A 17285-nucleotide genomic window follows, 5' to 3' on the forward strand; every position below is an offset into this window, starting at 1 on the left:
TAAATGTTTCACGTGTAACAATTAACAAGAAAACAAATACATAACTAATTGAATATGAATAGTAAAATACTACTCGACAACCTAAGGTGCATACCCGATTGGCCTATTAAAGGTGTGAACTTTCGCGATGTTACCACCCTGTTTAAGTCGCCCGAAGCTCTTAAAGAGATAACGGACGAAATGTATGAAATATACAAAGACAAAGGAATTACGAAGATTGTAGGTATCGAAAGTCGTGGTTTCGTAATGTCGTCTGCACTCGCTTTGCGACTTGGAGCAGGCATTGTGCTTTGCCGTAAGCCCGGAAAGCTGCCTTGTGAGACCGTGCAAGAGAACTACGCAAAGGAATATGGCATCGATACAATAGAGATTCACAAAGACGCTATCAGCGAAAACGATGTTATTCTGCTGCACGACGACTTACTTGCTACGGGTGGAACAATGCGCGCTGCGTGCAACTTGGTAAAGAAATTTAAGCCTAAAAGGGTTTATTGCAACTTTATTATAGAACTTAAGAGCGAGTTTCCTGATTGCCGTAGCACATTCGATAAAGACATAGAAATTTCCTCTTTGCTGCAATTCTAAGCAACGCTGATAATGGAACGGTGCTTCATTCGCTTTCAAAGAAGCCCTACTCTATTTTGCAAAACAAGTTTTGCTATCTTGCCGAATAGTTACATTTATTTTGCAGAATAAATATTTCTATATTACAGCATAGACGTTTCCATCTTACAGCACAAACATTTCTATCTTTTACAAGAGACAGAAAATACAAGCGAACCGAAAGACACGATGCACCCGCCTTTCGGTTCTCGCTATCTAAAAGCAATTCGTTTGCCGGCTTACAACAACAGCAAAACAGTATAACGAGTGCGAAACAATATCGTTGTTTCACGTGAAACAACAAATATGTAAAACGCTTTAGTACAAAGAAGTTAGACGAATGACAAAAGAAGAGAACGAAAAACGATTGGCTTATCTTAAGAACATAGTATTGAATTTGCCCAATAAGCCGGGCACATATCAATACTATGACAAAGAGCACACCATTATTTACGTGGCAAAGCCAAGAACTTGAAGAACCGAGTATCGTCTTACTTCCACAAAGAAACCGACCGTTTCAAGACAAAAGTGCTGGTTTCTAAAATCTATGATATAACTTATACGGTTGTAAATAGCGAAGAAGATGCGCTGTTGATAGAAAATCAGCTCATAAAACAATACCAACCGCGCTACAATGTGCTGCTGAAAGACGGCAAAACCTATCCCAGTATCTGCATAACAAACGAATACTTCCCACGAATCTTCAACACTCGCAACATAAACAAGCGGTATGGCAGCTTCTACGGTCCTTACAGCCACATCAGCAGTATGTATGCCATACTCGAAATAGTAAAGAAACTCTATAAGCCGCGTACGTGTCGGTTCCCCATTACAAAAGAGGGAATAGAGCAAAAGAAGTATAAACCCTGCTTAGAATATCATCTTGGAAACTGCGGTGCACCTTGCATCGGCAAACAATCGTACGAAGATTACCGGCAAAATATGGAGCAGGCACGTCAAATTCTGAAAGGTAATACACGCGAAGTGCAACGTTTAATGAAAGCAAAAATGGAGGAATGTGCTGCAGAATTGCGCTTTGAAGAAGCGGAAAGCTACAAGCAACGCTACATTGCCTTAGAGAATTTCGCTGCCAAAAGCGAGATTGTAAGTTACACAATAGCCGATGTAGACGTCTTTTCTATTGTAAACGACGACAGCAAGAAGAACGCTTTCATCAACTATCTGCACGTTACAAACGGTGCCATCAATCAGAGTTTCACCTTCGAATACAAGCGTAAATTAGAAGAAACAGATGCCGAACTGCTCAACGAAGCTATTCCTGAAATTCGCGAACGCTTCAAAAGCACGGCAAAAGAGATTATCGTTCCCTTTGAATTAGACTTTCATTTAAAAGACGCAACCTTCTTTATTCCACAGCGAGGCGACAAGAAACACTTGCTCGAACTGTCGGAAATGAATGCAAAGCAGCATAAGTTCGACCGCTTAAAACAGGCAGAGAAGCTCAATCCGGAGCAGAAACAGACTCGTTTGATGAAGGAATTGCAAGAGCGTTTAAAGCTGCCAAAGCTGCCTTACCGGATAGAATGTTTCGACAACTCGAACATTTCGGGCACGGATGCCGTAGCCGCCTGCGTGGTATATAAGGGCATGAAGCCATCGAAAAAGGACTATCGGAAATACAATATCAAGACCGTTGTAGGTCCGGACGACTATGCGTCTATGCAAGAAGTAGTGCGACGACGCTACAAACGTATGATGGAAAGCGAAACACCCCTACCCGACCTCATCATTACCGACGGCGGAAAGGGACAAATGGAGGTGGTCAGGGCGGTTGTTGAAGACGAATTGCAACTCACTATTCCCATTGCAGGATTGGCAAAAGACAACCGCCACCGCACCAACGAACTGCTTTACGGATTTCCGCCACAAACAATTGGCATTCCAACGAACTCCGAACTCTTCAAAGTTCTTACACAAATACAGGACGAAGTGCACCGTTTCGCCATAACATTCCACAGAGACAAACGCTCGAAACATCAGCTACACAGCGAATTAGACGATATAAAGGGCATCGGAAGCAAAAGTAAAGAACAGCTGTTGCAGCACTTTAAAACCGTAAAAAAGATTAAAGAAGCTGACATTCAAGAACTTACAGAGATTATTGGCAGCACGAGAGCAACACTGTTATACAATTATTTCCACTCAAACTCCTAATAATCAAAATAAAATAAGTAAATTTGCGGTATGAGAGTTGTAATTCAACGTGTAAAGCACGCATCGGTAACAATCGACGGCAATGTAAAGTCAGCGATACAAAAAGGGTTGCTTATCCTCCTTGGCATAGGCGAAAACGACGGTGAAGACGACATTAAATGGCTCGTAAACAAGGTTGCAGGACTGAGAATCTTCGACGATGAGCAGGGCGTAATGAACAAGAGCGTTATGGAAATAGGCGGCGAAGCCCTTGTTGTTTCGCAATTTACGCTTATGGCAAGTTGCAAGAAAGGAAACCGTCCAAGCTACATTCACGCTGCCAAACACGAAATATCCATTCCGCTTTACAAGCGTTTCTGCAAGGAATTAAGCCTCGTTATGGGCAAGCCTGTGGGCGAAGGAGAGTTCGGTGCCGATATGAAAGTAGAACTGCTGAACGACGGTCCTGTTACAATATGTATGGACACAAAGAACAAAGAATAGCAAAATGCACCACGAAATAAGCATCAGAGAAGCACAAAAGCTCGTCGATAAATGGGTTCACGAGTATGGTGTGCGTTACTTCAGCGAGCTTACCAATATGGCTTGTCTTACCGAAGAAGTAGGCGAATTGGCACGTGTAATGGCGCGTACCTACGGCGACCAAAGTTTCAAAGAAGGCGAAAAGCACAATATTGGCGAAGAAATGGCAGATATTTTGTGGGTTCTGATGTGCTTGGCAAACCAAACGGGCGTAGACCTTACGGAGGAACTGCAAAAGAGTTTCGACAAGAAAACAAGCCGCGACAAGGACAGACACAAGCAAAACAAAAAGCTAACGCAGCCCGTAAAATCTACAAATACTGAAGAATTACAATAGCAAACCACAAACAAAGTATTACAATAAACAAACTATAAGACATTATGCAAAACAACGAAGGTAAAATCCAAACCAACAGCAAGTATGATGAAATGCTGAAACAATACAACCTCGACATAACAGACGAGGAAGTTAAGGCAGCTGTAAAAAAGATTATTGAAGAGAAAGTACCTGAGAACGACACCTTAGACGTTAAGAAATTCCTTCTCGGAAGTGTCGAATTAACCACTCTCCGGACTACCGACACAGAGGAAGAAGTGCTCGCAATGGTCGAAAAAGTGAACAAATTTGCACAAGAATACCCTACCCTCCCACACGTTGGAGCTGTTTGTGCTTACCCATGCTTCACGAAACTCATTGCCGACAGCTTGGAAGTAGACGGCGTAGACATTACGAACGTAACGGGAAATTTCCCATCTTCACAAACATTCCTCGAAGTCAAGACCATCGAAACGGCACTTGCCATCAAGGACGGTGCCACACAGATTGACATTGTATTGCCTGTGGGCAAGTTCCTTTCGGGCGATTATGAAGATGTTTGCGACCAAGTCAGCGAACTGAAGCAGACTTGCGGCGATATACCTATGAAGGTTATCCTCGAAACAGGCGACCTCAATAACGTTCGTAACATCAAGACCGCTGCCCTACTCTCTATGTTTGCAGGTGCCGACTACGTCAAGACAAGTACAGGCAAAGAGAAGATTAGCGCAACCCCGGAGGCTGTCTACGTGATGTGCATGGCGATTAAAGAGTTCTACGACAATACCGGCATTCAGGTAGGTTTGAAGCCTGCAGGCGGCATCAACACCGTTATGGACGCTGTTATCTTCTATACCATCTACAAAGAAATTCTCGGCGAGAAGTGGCTCACGAACTATTGGTTCCGCCTTGGCACCAGTCGTTTGACCAATTTGCTGCTCAGCGACATTGAAGGCAAAGAGATTAAGTTCTTCTAAACCACCGTTCAAACAATATAAAAATCCCGATTTCATCGTCGAAATCGGGATTTTTTATTTCGCAAATTCAATAAAACAACATTGCCTCATAGAGCGATTTATCAGAAGAAATAATAATATTGCAACTGCTTTAGTTCTTTCTTTGAATCACAAAATCCAAGTAAGCCTTCAACGCATTGGCTATTGCTTCGTCGTGTACGCAGTTTGAAACGAACTGTAAAGCCTCGTTGTGGAACTCCAACATCTTCTTTTCAGCGTATTCTATACCGCCGCTTTCCTTTGCAAAAGCTACCAATTGGGCGATTTCATCGGCATTTACCGTACCTTCTTTCACCTTCATTGCCAACGCCATCATTTCCTTGTTGCCTGTCGATTTCAACGCATAAATAATAGGAAGCGTCAGCTTTCCTTCTAACATATCGTTACCCGTAGGCTTTCCTATCTCGGCAGAATCGTAGTAATCGAATATATCGTCGCGTATTTGGAAGATGATACCGATGCGTTGTCCAAAAAGTCTTGCAGCCTCAATGTCGCTTTCCGATGCGTTTCCGGCTTTTGCTCCAATCACCGCACACGCCTCAAACAAAGCCGCTGTCTTTTGATTTATTACCCGGTAATATACTTCTTCCGATATTTCCTGATTGGAAATGTTGGTCAGCTGCAATATTTCGCCATTGGAAAGCGTGCGCCCCAGTTCGGCAAGGTCGCGCACAATGTCTTCCGACTGCGTGTAAGCCACATTCAGCAGTGCCGTCGAAAGAATGTAGTCGCCCACCAACACTGCCACCTTGTTATTATAAGTGGCATTCACCGATGCCTGTCCTCTGCGCTCTCCGCTTTCGTCTACCACGTCGTCGTGCACCAAGCTGGCAGTGTGCAGCAGTTCCAATCCTATGGCAGCGTGCTGCGCCACGAACGTAACTTCGCCGAAATTCTTTGCCATCAGCAACATCAGCATCGGACGCATACGCTTTCCTCCCCTGTTCCGTATATGCTCCAATGCACGCGAAAGCAGCCCTTCTTCGTGAATTAATGCTTTGTTAAACAGCGAGATAAAGTCGTCTAATTCCTGACTAATCGGTTTTTTTATAATCGACAGATAATCCATTCAAACACTATTTTGATACAAAAATAATGAATAATATCGGTAATTATGGCATTTTTTTAGTAATTTTACCCTTAAATAATATTTTTACAATGGACAAACTGTTTCTCATCGACGCTTACGCACTTATCTATCGGTCGTATTATGCCCTCATCAGAAATCCACGTATCAACTCAAAAGGAGTGAATACATCGGCAATTCTGGGTTTCTGCAACACGCTGAACGAAGTGCTCACAAAGGAAAATCCCACACACATTGCTGTGGCTTTCGACCACGGACTCACCTTCCGCCACGAGGTATTTCCCGACTATAAGGCACAAAGAGAGGAAACGCCGGAAGACATAAAGCTTTCCGTTCCTTATATAAAGCAAATACTCGAAGCCATGCACATACCTATCTTGCAAGTCGATGGCTTCGAGGCTGACGACGTTATCGGTACGGTAGCAACGTTGGCAGGCAGCAAGGGCATCACCACCTTCATGCTTACGCCCGACAAGGACTATGGTCAGCTTATCCGAGAGAACGTTTATATGTATCGTCCAAGGCATGGTGGAGGTTACGACATTGTAGGTGTGCACGAAGTGGAAGACAGATATGGTATCCCTACCCCGGCTCAAGTAATCGACCTGTTGGCTCTTATGGGCGACTCTGCCGATAACTTCCCGGGGTGTCCGGGTGTGGGTGAAAAGACCGCTGCAAAACTTATCAATCAGTTTGGGTCTATCGACAATATGCTCGAACATACCGACCAGATAAAAGGAAAGCTAAGAGAGAAGGTGGAAGCTGCCGTCGATGATATTAAGATGTCGAAGTTCTTGGCAACCATTCGCACCGATGTTCCGTTCGATATGGAATGGGACGAACTGAAGACAGAACAGCCCGACGAAGACAAACTACGCGCAATCTTCACCGAATTGGAGTTCAAAACACTTCTTAACAAGTTTGTTAAAGGCAGTCAAAAAGAGCGAAAAACCGGCAATTTACAGCTCAATTTATTTGCAGAAATTGCGCCCGAAGATGCAGGCGACGCAAAAAAAGCCCCTTCCTGCAGCCTTTCAACAATGCCACACAATTACAAACTGATTGAAAATGAGGAAGAAGCACAGAATATTTGTGATTATTTATTTACAAAAGAGTTTCTCTGTTTAGACACAGAAACTACATCAACGGACGCCATCGATGCAGAATTGGTGGGTTTGAGCTTCTCGGTAGAAGAAAAAGAAGCATTTTATGTGGCGGTTCCGGTTAATCGTGAAGAAGCCTTAAAGATAGTAAACATATTTAAACCACTATACGAAGACGAGAAAATTCTGAAGATTGGGCAGAACATTAAATACGATTACGAAGTTCTACACAAATATGGCGTAACGCTAAAGGGCAAGTTGTTCGACACAATGATTGCGCACTATCTTATCCAACCCGAACTTCGGCACAACATGGACTACATGGCGGAAACGCTTTTGAACTATAAAACCATTCCAATAGAAAACCTTATCGGTGCCAAAGGGAAGCAGCAGAAAAGTATGCGCGACTTGCAACCGAGCGAAATCTACGAGTACGCTTGCGAAGATGCCGACATTACGTTGCAGTTAAAGCACGTGCTCGAACCAAAACTGAAGGAAGTGGAAGCCGAAGACTTGTTTTGGAACATAGAAATGCCGCTCGTACCGGTGCTCGCCGATATGGAACTGCACGGCGTACGCTTAGACACGGCTGCGCTCGAAGAAACTTCGCGCATCTTTACCCAACGCATGAAGCAGTACGAACAGGAGGTGTACGAACTCGCAGGCGAAAGTTTCAACATCTCAAGTCCCAAGCAAGTGGGCGAAATGCTGTTCGGAAAGATGCAGATAATGGAGAAACCGAAGAAGACAAAGACAGGACAGTATGTTACAAGCGAAGAGGTATTGGTGAGTTTGGAGAACAAACACCCCATCGTACATAAGATATTGGAATACAGAGGCATTAAAAAACTGCTCAGCACCTATATCGATGCCCTGCCAAAACTTATCAAACCCGAAACAGGACATATACACACGTCGTTCAATCAGGCACTCACGGCAACGGGCAGACTGTCGTCGAGCGACCCAAACTTACAGAATATCCCCGTCAGAACGGACGATGGCAAGGAAATTCGCAAGTGTTTCATTCCCGAACCGGGCTGCGAGTTCTTCTCAGCAGACTACAGTCAGATAGAACTTCGTATCATGGCGCACCTCTCGGAAGACGAAAACATGATGGAAGCCTTTCGCAAAGGGTTCGATATTCACCGTGCTACGGCTGCCAAAATATGGCACGAAGATATGGAAAGCGTTACCGAAACACAGCGAAAGAAAGCCAAACAAGCCAATTTCGGCATCATCTACGGCATCACTACTTACGGTTTGGCACAGCGAATGGATATTCCGAACGGCGAAGCAAAAGACCTGATAGAGGGTTACTTCAATACTTTCCCAAAGGTAAAGGCTTATATGGAGCGTGCCAAAGAAGAAGCACGGCAAAAGGGTTACGCCGAAACCATCTTCCACCGCCGCCGTTACCTTGCCGACATCAACAGCCGAAACGCAACGGTAAGGGGTTTTGCCGAGCGAAATGCCATCAACGCCCCTATACAAGGGTCGGAAGCCGACATCATAAAGGTGGCAATGGTGCGCATCTGGCAACGCTTTAAGCGCGAAAACATACGCTCGAAAATGATTTTACAGGTACACGACGAACTCAACTTCTCGGTATTTCCCGATGAAAAAGAGCAAGTAGAACGCATCGTGATAGAGGAAATGCAGAACGCCTACCCACTCAACGTTCCTCTGATAGCCGATGCAGGCTGGGGAGAAAATTGGCTCGAAGCGCACTAAAATAGTGTAAACATTTTTCACAACCATAAGTATTGTATAACTATCTCGCTATCAACGCATTGCAAAACCTATTGTTTGGCATTGTAAAACCGTAGGTTTTGCACGGTAAAAGCGTAGGTTTTGCATCGTAAAACCTACGCTTTTGCAATGTCAAATCGAAATTACTGATTTTCTTCAGAATTATCTTTACAAAAGAAAAGCAATTTCCACGTATTCCTTTAAAGGTTTCTATGACTCCTAAGAAAACCGGAAATACTATTTGGAAATGTTTTCTACGTTTGCTTCAAGCAACAAGAAAGAAAGCTGTTCCCCTATTAAAAAATCTTCTAAACCTCATCTTGCACCAAAGCTGAAAACCGCTGATGACGAACGAATTTTATGGGTTTGACGCGCAAATTGTAATTAATCTCATTATTTTATAGTAACTTTGCCTGCGTAAAAGATAAGTATGGATATACAAGAATATGAAATAATGGCACCTGTTGGCTCGCGCGAAAGTCTCGCAGCAGCCATTCAGGCAGGGGCAGGGTCTATATACTTCGGTATCGGGCAGCTGAACATGCGGTCGCATTCTGCCAATCATTTCACGATAGAAGACCTGAAAGAGATTGCAGAAACTTGCAACGAACGTGGCATAAAAACCTATCTTACGGTGAATACCGTCATCTATGGCGAAGACATCAATGCCATGCGCGAGATTATTGATGCGGCAAAGGCTGCCAATATCACCGCCGTCATCGTCAGCGACGTAGCCGTTATGGTGTATTGTCGCCAAGTAGGCATGGAAGTACACCTGTCTACACAGCTCAATATATCGAATATCGAGGCGTTGAAGTTCTATGCACAGTTTGCCGATGTGGCAGTTTTGGCACGCGAACTGAACATGGAGCAGGTGGCAGAAATATACCGACAGATTGAGGAACAGGATATTCGTGGTCCTCGTGGCGAATTGGTTCGCATAGAAATGTTCTGCCACGGTGCTTTCTGTATGGCGATTTCGGGTAAATGCTACATGAGTCTGCACGACTCGAACCGCTCTGCCAACCGCGGACAATGCACACAGATATGCCGCCGTTCGTACACCGTTACCGACAACGAAACAGGTAATCAGCTGGAAATAGACAATAAATACATAATGAGTCCGAAAGACCTGAAAACCATTCGCTTCATCGACAAGATGATGAAAGCAGGCGTCAGGGTCTTCAAAATAGAAGGACGTGCACGCGGTCCCGAATACGTTTACGAGGTTGTAACGTGCTATAAGGAAGCCATACAGAGCGTGCTCGACGGCACTTATACCGAAGAGCAGAAGGACAAGTGGGACGAACGCCTATCAACCGTGTTCAATCGCGGCTTCTGGGACGGCTACTACCAAGGGCAACGCTTAGGCGAATGGACAAAAAACTATGGCAACAAGGCTACGGAAAAGAAAGTACTGGTGGGAAAAGTTATGAAATACTTCTCTAAACTCGGCGTGGCTGAGATTGCGTGGAGGCTTCCGAGATAGAAAAAGACCAGAATATGCTTATCACCGGTCCTACTACGGGCATTCTGAAGTTCGACGCAAGCGAAATACGCTACGACCTTAAACCTGTTGAAAAGGCTGAAAAGGGCTGGCGTGTGTCTGTTCCCGTACCCGAAAAGGTACGCCCGAACGATAAGGTTTATAAGCTTCTGAAGACAAATATAGAGTAAAAAATGCAAATAAAAAACCATAAACAATGATAGAACTACGACAAATTGCCAAACTGTTTCTGCGTCTTACCATAGTCGCATCGATGCTCTCGTCGGTAGCCGACCGCTTCGGAATATGGTCAAAGGAAGTCTGTATGTGGGGCGATATGGATAAATTCATTGCCTATACACAATCGCTGATACCCTATATTCCTGCCGATGTTGTTCCTGTATTGGCGTGGACAGCCACCGTACTTGAAATTCTGCTCTCCCTCTGTTTGCTTATCGGACTGAAATTAAAGTGGACTGCATCGCTTTCAGGACTGATGATACTTGTCTTTGCCATCGCAATGGCAACATCTATCGGCATTAAAGCCCCGCTAAACTATTCGGCTTTCACCGCTTCGGCAGCAGCTTTCGGCATACTCGCCTGCGGAAACGGTATATGGGAAGTGGACAACCTGATTGGCAACCGACGCCATAAGGATCGCCGTATTCAAATGATTAGATAAACAAGAAACAGATTAAGAAGATGACAATAAACGAAATACAAGACGAAATAATAGAAGAATTTGCCGAGTTTACCGAATGGATGGACAAGTACCAAATGCTTATCGACCTCGGCAATGACCTTGACACACTTGATGCAGAATATAAGAACGAACAGAATTTAATAGACGGTTGCCAAAGCCGCGTGTGGCTGCAATGCGATATTAAAGACGGTAAGCTGGTGTTTACAGCCGATTCCGATGCGCTTATCACGAAAGGAATTATTGCCCTGCTCATAAGGGTTGTAAGCGGACATACGCCAAAAGAAATACTCGATGCCGACCTTTATTTCATCGAGCGCATAGGTTTGCATCAGCATCTGTCGCCTACACGCAGCAACGGACTGCTGTCGATGGTGAAGAAAATAAAGGCATACGCATTGGCGTTCAACATGAAAGGCGAGTGAGAAAGTTACGCACCATAGAGATGAACCGCCTCTCGCTTGAGGAATTTAAGCAGAGTCGGAAGCTCCCACTCGTTGTTGTTCTCGACGATGTGCGGTCGCTCTACAACGTTGGCAGCGTGTTTCGCTCGTGCGATGCTTTCCGTATCGAAGCGATTTACCTTTGCGGAATAACGGCTACACCGCCCAATGCGGAAATACACAAGACGGCTTTAGGAGCTGAAGACTCAGTAGATTGGAAGTATTTCAGCAGTGCCGAAGATGCCGTAATGCAACTGAAAGAAAACGGATACTTTGTTTACAGTGTCGAACAAGTAGAAGGTTCAACTCCATTGCAAAACCTTTCCGACTTGGTTTCGCCCATTAGCAACAACGCATTTGCCGAAAAACATTATGCCGTAGTATTCGGTAACGAAGTAAAAGGCGTACACCAATCGGTTGTAGACCTAAGCAACGGTTGCCTTGAAATACCCCAATTCGGCACAAAACACTCGCTCAATGTGAGTGTTACCGCAGGCATCGTTGTCTGGGAATTTGCCCGTGCACTGCTGTTGTCGGTTAAATAGTTAAGCGACAGTTATACTTATGAAAAATATCTACGTCTTTATTAGCTTCTTTTCATTTATCAACAACGTGAGTTCGGTGTAAGAATTTGAGCCTGAAGATACTTCGCTTCTTTCTGATTATAAGCATATTAAATCATAATAACTTCTTTTTCAAAGTATCTTATGAATAATATGCCGGCACGGTTCTTATATCGAACCCACGTTGTTATGAGCTTCAAGTTAGTTGAAAACACAAAAATCGCTGCCCTACCCTATCATCATTTGCAAGTAAGCACACTTATCGGGATTGCCAAGTGTTTTGCTTTTGTCGCACGATAGCTTCACACAGTCGTGCCATTCACGACTCTCTGTAATGCGCATTCGAGTGAGCTTTACAACTATATTCATCGGGTCCACGTTCTCAACGTTACAGGTAAGGAATGTTCCCATACCGTAACTATCTTTCATTCTGCCGTTTACGTACTTATGAATTTCTATGGCACGGTTTATATTAAGACCGTTGCTAAACACCACTTGCTTGGTGGAAGGGTCGATGCCGAGCAACTTATACTTTGTAATAATCTTCTCTAACTGCTCTTCTTCCACACCGCTGTCCACACGTAAACCGGTAAACATCATTGCCATACGCTTGGAAAGATTGCTAAAAAACACTTTGTCGCCGAAACAATCGTATAGGTAAATACCGTTGTCGCCATCGTAAACATCGCTAAATTTGCGCATTACGTTGAAGTTACATTCGAATATTCCGCTCACACATTCTTCAAATTCAATAATCTGATGGCTCATTGTTCCAATGGCAATAAGGTCGTATCGCATAGCAAGATAAACATTGCTGGTTCCCGTGAAACGCCCCGTCCAAGGGTGAAAGCCATTGTCGTCGGTATAGCCGCCTTGTGTATAAACCTCTTTCATCGTACGGATTACCATATTTTGGTGGTCGAACGACATGCGGCGACGTGTACCCATATCGCCTAAAATCAGTCCGTTTGAAAGAATTTGACGTGTCTTTTCCACACAACGTTCATACTCTCGCTTAGGGTCGTAGGTTGTTATATGACCCTGAAGGTTGTGCATCAACTCCGAAACAATGCTTAAAATAGGCATCTCCCACATAATGGTAGAATACCATTTACCACGCACTTTTATGTCCAAATGCCCCTCTTCGTCTTGCGTAACCGTAAGTTCGTGGGGGTTAAAGCGATAGCCTCGAAGGAATGTAAAGTACCATTCGGGCAGATAATACATACGCTTTTTCATAAAAGCAATCTCTTTTTCCGTGATAACCACGTTGGGCATATACCCCAACTGCTCGTTTAACAACTCGGCAAATCCCTTTGGATAGATGGTTGCATTGCGGTCGAAGAATGTGTATTCCACCTCGGCGCGGGGATAAGTTTGCAATATGTAATACTGGCAACTAAACGTATATGCGTCGTTATCGGTGAAATGTTGAATGATTTGTTGCATACTTTTCTCTTGTTTCCTGCCTTTCCATAAAGGCTTTATATTATGCAAAGATAATAAAACTTAATGGATAAGTAGGCTAACTCCTATTTATTTTGTACATTTGCACCTAATATTAACGATAAAGAACTAAACAAATGCAGAATTTAGTTATATATAATACACTGCATCGGCAGAAAGAACGCTTCCAACCGATAGCTCCTCCGCACGTAGGAATGTATGTTTGCGGACCTACCGTATATGGCGACCCACACTTGGGGCACGCCCGTCCGTCGATTACATTCGACATTTTGTTCCGCTATCTGCAACATATCGGCTACAAAGTGCGCTATGTTCGCAACATAACCGACGTAGGACACTTGGAACACGACGCTGATGAAGGCGACGATAAGATAGAAAAGAAAGCACGGTTGGAACAGCTCGAACCAATGGAAATAGCGCAGTTCTATACCAATCGCTATCACGATGCGATGCGTGCGCTTAACGTTTTGCCGCCATCAATAGAGCCTCACGCCACAGGACATATCATTGAGCAAGAAGAACTCGTAAAGGAAATAATGGCAAACGGCTACGCTTACGAGAGCAACGGCAGTATTTACTTCGACGTAACTAAGTACGACAAGGACCATCGCTACGGTGTGCTGTCCGGTCGCAACCTTACCGACATGATAAACAACTCGCGCGAGCTTAGCGGCGTGGGCGAAAAGCGAAACCAAACAGACTTTGCCTTATGGAAACGGGCTATGCCCGAACACATCATGCGGTGGCCTTCGCCGTGGAGCGATGGCTTTCCGGGCTGGCATTGCGAATGTACGGCAATGGGAAGAAAGTATCTTGGCAAGCATTTCGATATTCACGGAGGCGGCATGGACTTGATTTTCCCACACCACGAGTGCGAAATAGCACAGGCTGTGGCATCGCAAGGCGACGAAATGGTGAAGTATTGGATGCACAATAACATGATTACGATTAACGGACAGAAGATGGGCAAGTCGCTCAACAACTTCATTACGCTTGAGCAATTCTTCACCGGCAGCCACGAAACCTTGCAACAGGCTTACTCGCCTATGACCATTCGTTTCTTTATTCTTTCTGCTCACTATCGCGGAACAGTAGATTTCTCGAACGAAGCCTTGCAAGCTGCGCAGAAAGGATACGAAAGATTGATGAACGCCATAGAGGATTTGAAGCGCATTCAGACTGCTAAGGCAAGCGATGAGAGTACTAAAAAGTTTGTTGCGGCACTGCGCCGAAAGTGCTACGATGCGATGAACGACGACCTTACGACACCTGCTGTCATCTCAAACCTATTCGAAGCGTGCCACATAGTGAACCTGCTTATTGACCACAAGGCGCAAATCAGCGAAGAAGACTTAAAGAAACTTGGCGAAACCATGCACCTTTTTGCTTTCGATATTCTTGGTTTGGTGGACGAACGCAGTGCCAACAACGATGCACGCGAAGCTGCTTACGGCAAAGTAGTAGACATGGTGCTCGATTTGCGTGCGAAAGCAAAAGCCAATAAAGACTGGGCTGTGAGCGACCAAATACGCGACGCTCTTGCCGAAGCCGGTTTCCAAGTGAAAGATACCAAAGACGGCGTAACTTGGAAGTTGGATAAATAAGGAATAAAAACTAAACAAGGAGTTAAAGCGCAAAGGGAATTAAGAGGGTTAAACCAACCTCTTGGAACTGCCCTTTACGCTTTAATTCCTTTTATTACATACGTACCGGCGTATTATTATATGCGCACTGCCGTGCCCGAACAAGCTACCATCAGCATAGAACCGCCCTGCCCTACTGTCTCGTAGTCGATGTCGATACCCACAATAGCATTTGCGCCCAATTCCTGCGCACGTTGCATCATTTCCCGAACAGAAGTTTCTTTGCCTTCCTGCAATACCTTTTCGTACGACCTGCTGCGTCCGCCCACAATGTCTCTGATACCTGCAAAGAAGTCTTTAACGAAGTTTGCACCAATAATTGTTTCACCCGTTACAAGTCCTTTGTACTCTAAAATCTTATAACCTTCGATGTTTGGAGTTGTTGTAAGAATCATAATATGCTTTTTTAAAAGTTCAATTGGCAATCGTTCTGACCGCCCTACCCTTCTAACGGAATTTCTTTCTAAAAGTTATAAATGCCTTCTACTTTTATAAAAATAATTTATAGAGGAAATGATAATTTCAATTTGACATTGCGAAAGTGGCTCTTTTACGTTGCAAAACCTACGCTTTTAGCGTGCAAAACAGCCGCTTTTGGAATGCAAAACAACAGGTTTTTCAACGCATTGATAGCTAACGAGTTATATAAGAGTTATACTTGTAAAAACTTTTACACTTTTATTACCTGTTTTCTACTTATAAAACGAAGAATACAAGGATAGCAGAATAGGAACTAAAAGGTTCTTTCTATCGGAAAAGCGAAACTATATGTCGGTCTTCGGTAAATATTGACCGGCCATTAAAAAAACTATAAAGCATTCTTATATTCATAATTGTAGTTAAAATCTATCTGTCTTTTTATTTGATTTTCATAATATTGGCTATCTTTACACCGGCAAAGATTGTATAGATGCTACTTACAAATATATTATTGCTGGCCAATCTGTTTGCCGCTCAAGCGGATTCAGTCGGCAGCAATACACAATTTGATAATTATTATAAGGATTCAATTAAAATAGAGACAACACATCAGCAAGACTCTATTACCGAAAAAACAGAAGTCCGGAAATATCCTTGGCGCGCCACGGCACAAGTCGTTGGTGCCAATCTTGGTATCCTTGCTTTCGACAGATACATACTTGATGCTCCTTTTTCAAAGGTTACGTGGAGAACAATAGGGAGAAATTTGTCGCCCACAAAATGGTATTGGGACAGCGACATCTTCAGAACCAACTTGTTCTCGCACCCTTATCACGGATCTATCTACTACAATGCAGCACGTGGCAACGGCTTATCTTACGTTGAGGCAATACCCTACACCATTATTGGAAGTTTGATGTGGGAAATCGGCGGCGAAATGGAACGTCCGTCTATCAACGACTTTTTAGCAACCTCAATAGGTGGATTGCCCACAGGCGAGGTGCTGCATAGGGTTTCCGACCGCATTTTCGACAACCGCAAACGTGGATTTGAACGTGTCGTTCGTGAAATAATTGGCACAGTCGTAAACCCTTCTCAAGGTTTCACACGATTGATAACGGGCACTGCTTTCCGCACAACCAACATTCGCAGCAACTTGGAAACAGACAATAGCATCCCACTCTACTTCTCCATTCTTAGCAGTGCACAAATGCTTGACAGCCATACCGCAGGCGTGAAGCCCAATTATCGCCCGGCTTTCGATATAAGTTTCTCTTACGGTTCGCCTGTCAATGCGGCTAACAAACGACCTTACGACTTCTTCAGGGCAAACTTAGGACTTAGTCCGGGCATGAAACAGTCGTTCGTTAGCAATGCAAGCATTATCGGACAGCTACGCCAATGGCCGTTACTGCAAACCAACAACAGCACAACAACTGTAGGATTGTATCAGAATTTCGACTTCTACTCCACCGATTCCATTAAGGGTACCGTGCCTTACAAGGTGTCTGAAGCCGCAAGTATGGGCGTTGGTATAGCGTGGTACTATGAGTTAAGACGGTTAAAATGCTTTTCCGAACTATACCTCAATGGTGTTTTGCTGGGCGGTGCCTTATCCGACTATCAAAACAACCGCTATAAACGCGATTACAGCGTGGGCAGCGGCTACAGCATTAAAAACTATTCGGGCATCGATTACGGCTCTCTCGTTCACTTCCGCTTACTTGCCGATATGAAATATCTTGCTTCTTGGCATAGCTACGAAGATGAAGACGAGACCAAAGAATACGTTGATTACAGCGTTATGGGTGACCGCGGCAGGGTGATAACCTTTCTATTGCAGCCCAAAATAGAAATTTCGTTGTCGAAACATTGGTTTATGGCTGCTCCATTGCTCTTCGTTTTCCGCAATTTCCATTATCGTTATCGGCGCAACAGGCACACAACTACCTACGACGTGAGGCTCGGAATAGGTTTCAGATTATAGTGCCG

Annotated in this window: 13 protein-coding genes and 2 pseudogenes; 12 read left to right on the plus strand and 3 right to left on the minus strand. The window is 44.2% G+C overall.

The window, feature by feature from the left end; all coding sequences use genetic code 11:
• Positions 1-54 precede the first annotated feature (54 nt).
• The 5 genes and pseudogenes from JCM15124_RS08545 (at position 55) to deoC (ending at position 4593) form a co-directional block, all read left to right on the plus strand.
• A complete protein-coding gene (locus JCM15124_RS08545) occupies positions 55-585 on the plus strand; it encodes an adenine phosphoribosyltransferase (protein ID WP_024999093.1) in 531 nt (176 codons plus the stop codon).
• 358 nt (positions 586-943) lie between these two features.
• A pseudogene (uvrC, locus tag JCM15124_RS13865) lies at positions 944-2778 on the plus strand (excinuclease ABC subunit UvrC).
• 30 nt (positions 2779-2808) lie between these two features.
• Positions 2809-3261, plus strand: coding sequence for a D-aminoacyl-tRNA deacylase (dtd, locus tag JCM15124_RS08555; RefSeq protein ID WP_024999094.1), 453 nt, complete (start codon positions 2809-2811; stop codon positions 3259-3261).
• Between the two features lie 4 nt (positions 3262-3265).
• Positions 3266-3637: a nucleotide pyrophosphohydrolase gene (locus JCM15124_RS08560; protein ID WP_198019133.1), complete on the plus strand. Its 372-nt coding sequence runs from the start codon at positions 3266-3268 to the stop codon at positions 3635-3637.
• 44 nt (positions 3638-3681) lie between these two features.
• On the plus strand, positions 3682-4593 hold the full coding sequence (gene deoC / locus JCM15124_RS08565) for a deoxyribose-phosphate aldolase (RefSeq protein ID WP_024999096.1): 912 nt from the start codon (positions 3682-3684) through the stop codon (positions 4591-4593).
• Between the two features lie 130 nt (positions 4594-4723).
• Here the strand turns inward: deoC and JCM15124_RS08570 are convergent, their stop codons facing one another.
• Positions 4724-5701 carry a polyprenyl synthetase family protein gene (locus tag JCM15124_RS08570; protein WP_024999097.1) on the minus strand — a complete coding sequence of 326 codons (978 nt, stop codon included), beginning with the start codon at positions 5699-5701 and terminating at the stop codon, positions 4724-4726.
• Between the two features lie 89 nt (positions 5702-5790).
• On the opposite strand from JCM15124_RS08570, the gene polA reads away from it, so the two are divergent.
• From polA to JCM15124_RS08595, 5 genes and pseudogenes are all read left to right on the plus strand, one after another.
• Positions 5791-8553, plus strand: a complete 2763-nt coding sequence (gene polA / locus JCM15124_RS08575) for a DNA polymerase I (protein ID WP_024999098.1) — start codon at positions 5791-5793, stop codon at positions 8551-8553.
• A gap of 448 nt (positions 8554-9001) precedes the next feature.
• A pseudogene (locus tag JCM15124_RS13870) lies at positions 9002-10248 on the plus strand (peptidase U32 family protein).
• Between the two features lie 26 nt (positions 10249-10274).
• Positions 10275-10739, plus strand: a complete 465-nt coding sequence (locus JCM15124_RS08585; protein WP_024999099.1) for a DoxX family membrane protein — start codon at positions 10275-10277, stop codon at positions 10737-10739.
• 20 nt (positions 10740-10759) lie between these two features.
• A complete protein-coding gene (locus tag JCM15124_RS08590) occupies positions 10760-11182 on the plus strand; it encodes a SufE family protein (RefSeq protein WP_024999100.1) in 423 nt (140 codons plus the stop codon).
• Positions 11179-11745, plus strand: coding sequence for an RNA methyltransferase (locus JCM15124_RS08595; protein WP_024999101.1), 567 nt, complete (start codon positions 11179-11181; stop codon positions 11743-11745). The genes JCM15124_RS08590 and JCM15124_RS08595 overlap by 4 nt, the downstream gene beginning before the upstream one ends.
• Before the next feature lie 246 nt (positions 11746-11991).
• Here the strand turns inward: JCM15124_RS08595 and pncB are convergent, their stop codons facing one another.
• A complete protein-coding gene (pncB, locus tag JCM15124_RS08600; protein ID WP_024999102.1) occupies positions 11992-13212 on the minus strand; it encodes a nicotinate phosphoribosyltransferase in 1221 nt (406 codons plus the stop codon).
• Positions 13213-13346: 134 nt separating this feature from the next.
• Between pncB and cysS the strand changes: the two genes are divergently transcribed.
• Entirely contained in the window at positions 13347-14834 is a 1488-nt protein-coding gene (cysS, locus tag JCM15124_RS08605) for a cysteine--tRNA ligase (RefSeq protein ID WP_024999103.1), read from the plus strand.
• Positions 14835-14950: 116 nt separating this feature from the next.
• Here the strand turns inward: cysS and JCM15124_RS08610 are convergent, their stop codons facing one another.
• Positions 14951-15268, minus strand: coding sequence for a heavy metal-binding domain-containing protein (locus JCM15124_RS08610; protein WP_024999104.1), 318 nt, complete (start codon positions 15266-15268; stop codon positions 14951-14953).
• 515 nt (positions 15269-15783) lie between these two features.
• Between JCM15124_RS08610 and JCM15124_RS08615 the strand changes: the two genes are divergently transcribed.
• Positions 15784-17280 (plus strand): DUF3943 domain-containing protein, encoded by a 1497-nt coding sequence (locus tag JCM15124_RS08615; RefSeq protein WP_024999105.1) that lies wholly within the window; start codon positions 15784-15786, stop codon positions 17278-17280.
• Positions 17281-17285 lie beyond the last annotated feature (5 nt).

This window comes from Prevotella falsenii DSM 22864 = JCM 15124 (genome assembly GCF_000613945.1).
Lineage (GTDB): Bacteria > Bacteroidota > Bacteroidia > Bacteroidales > Bacteroidaceae > Prevotella > Prevotella falsenii.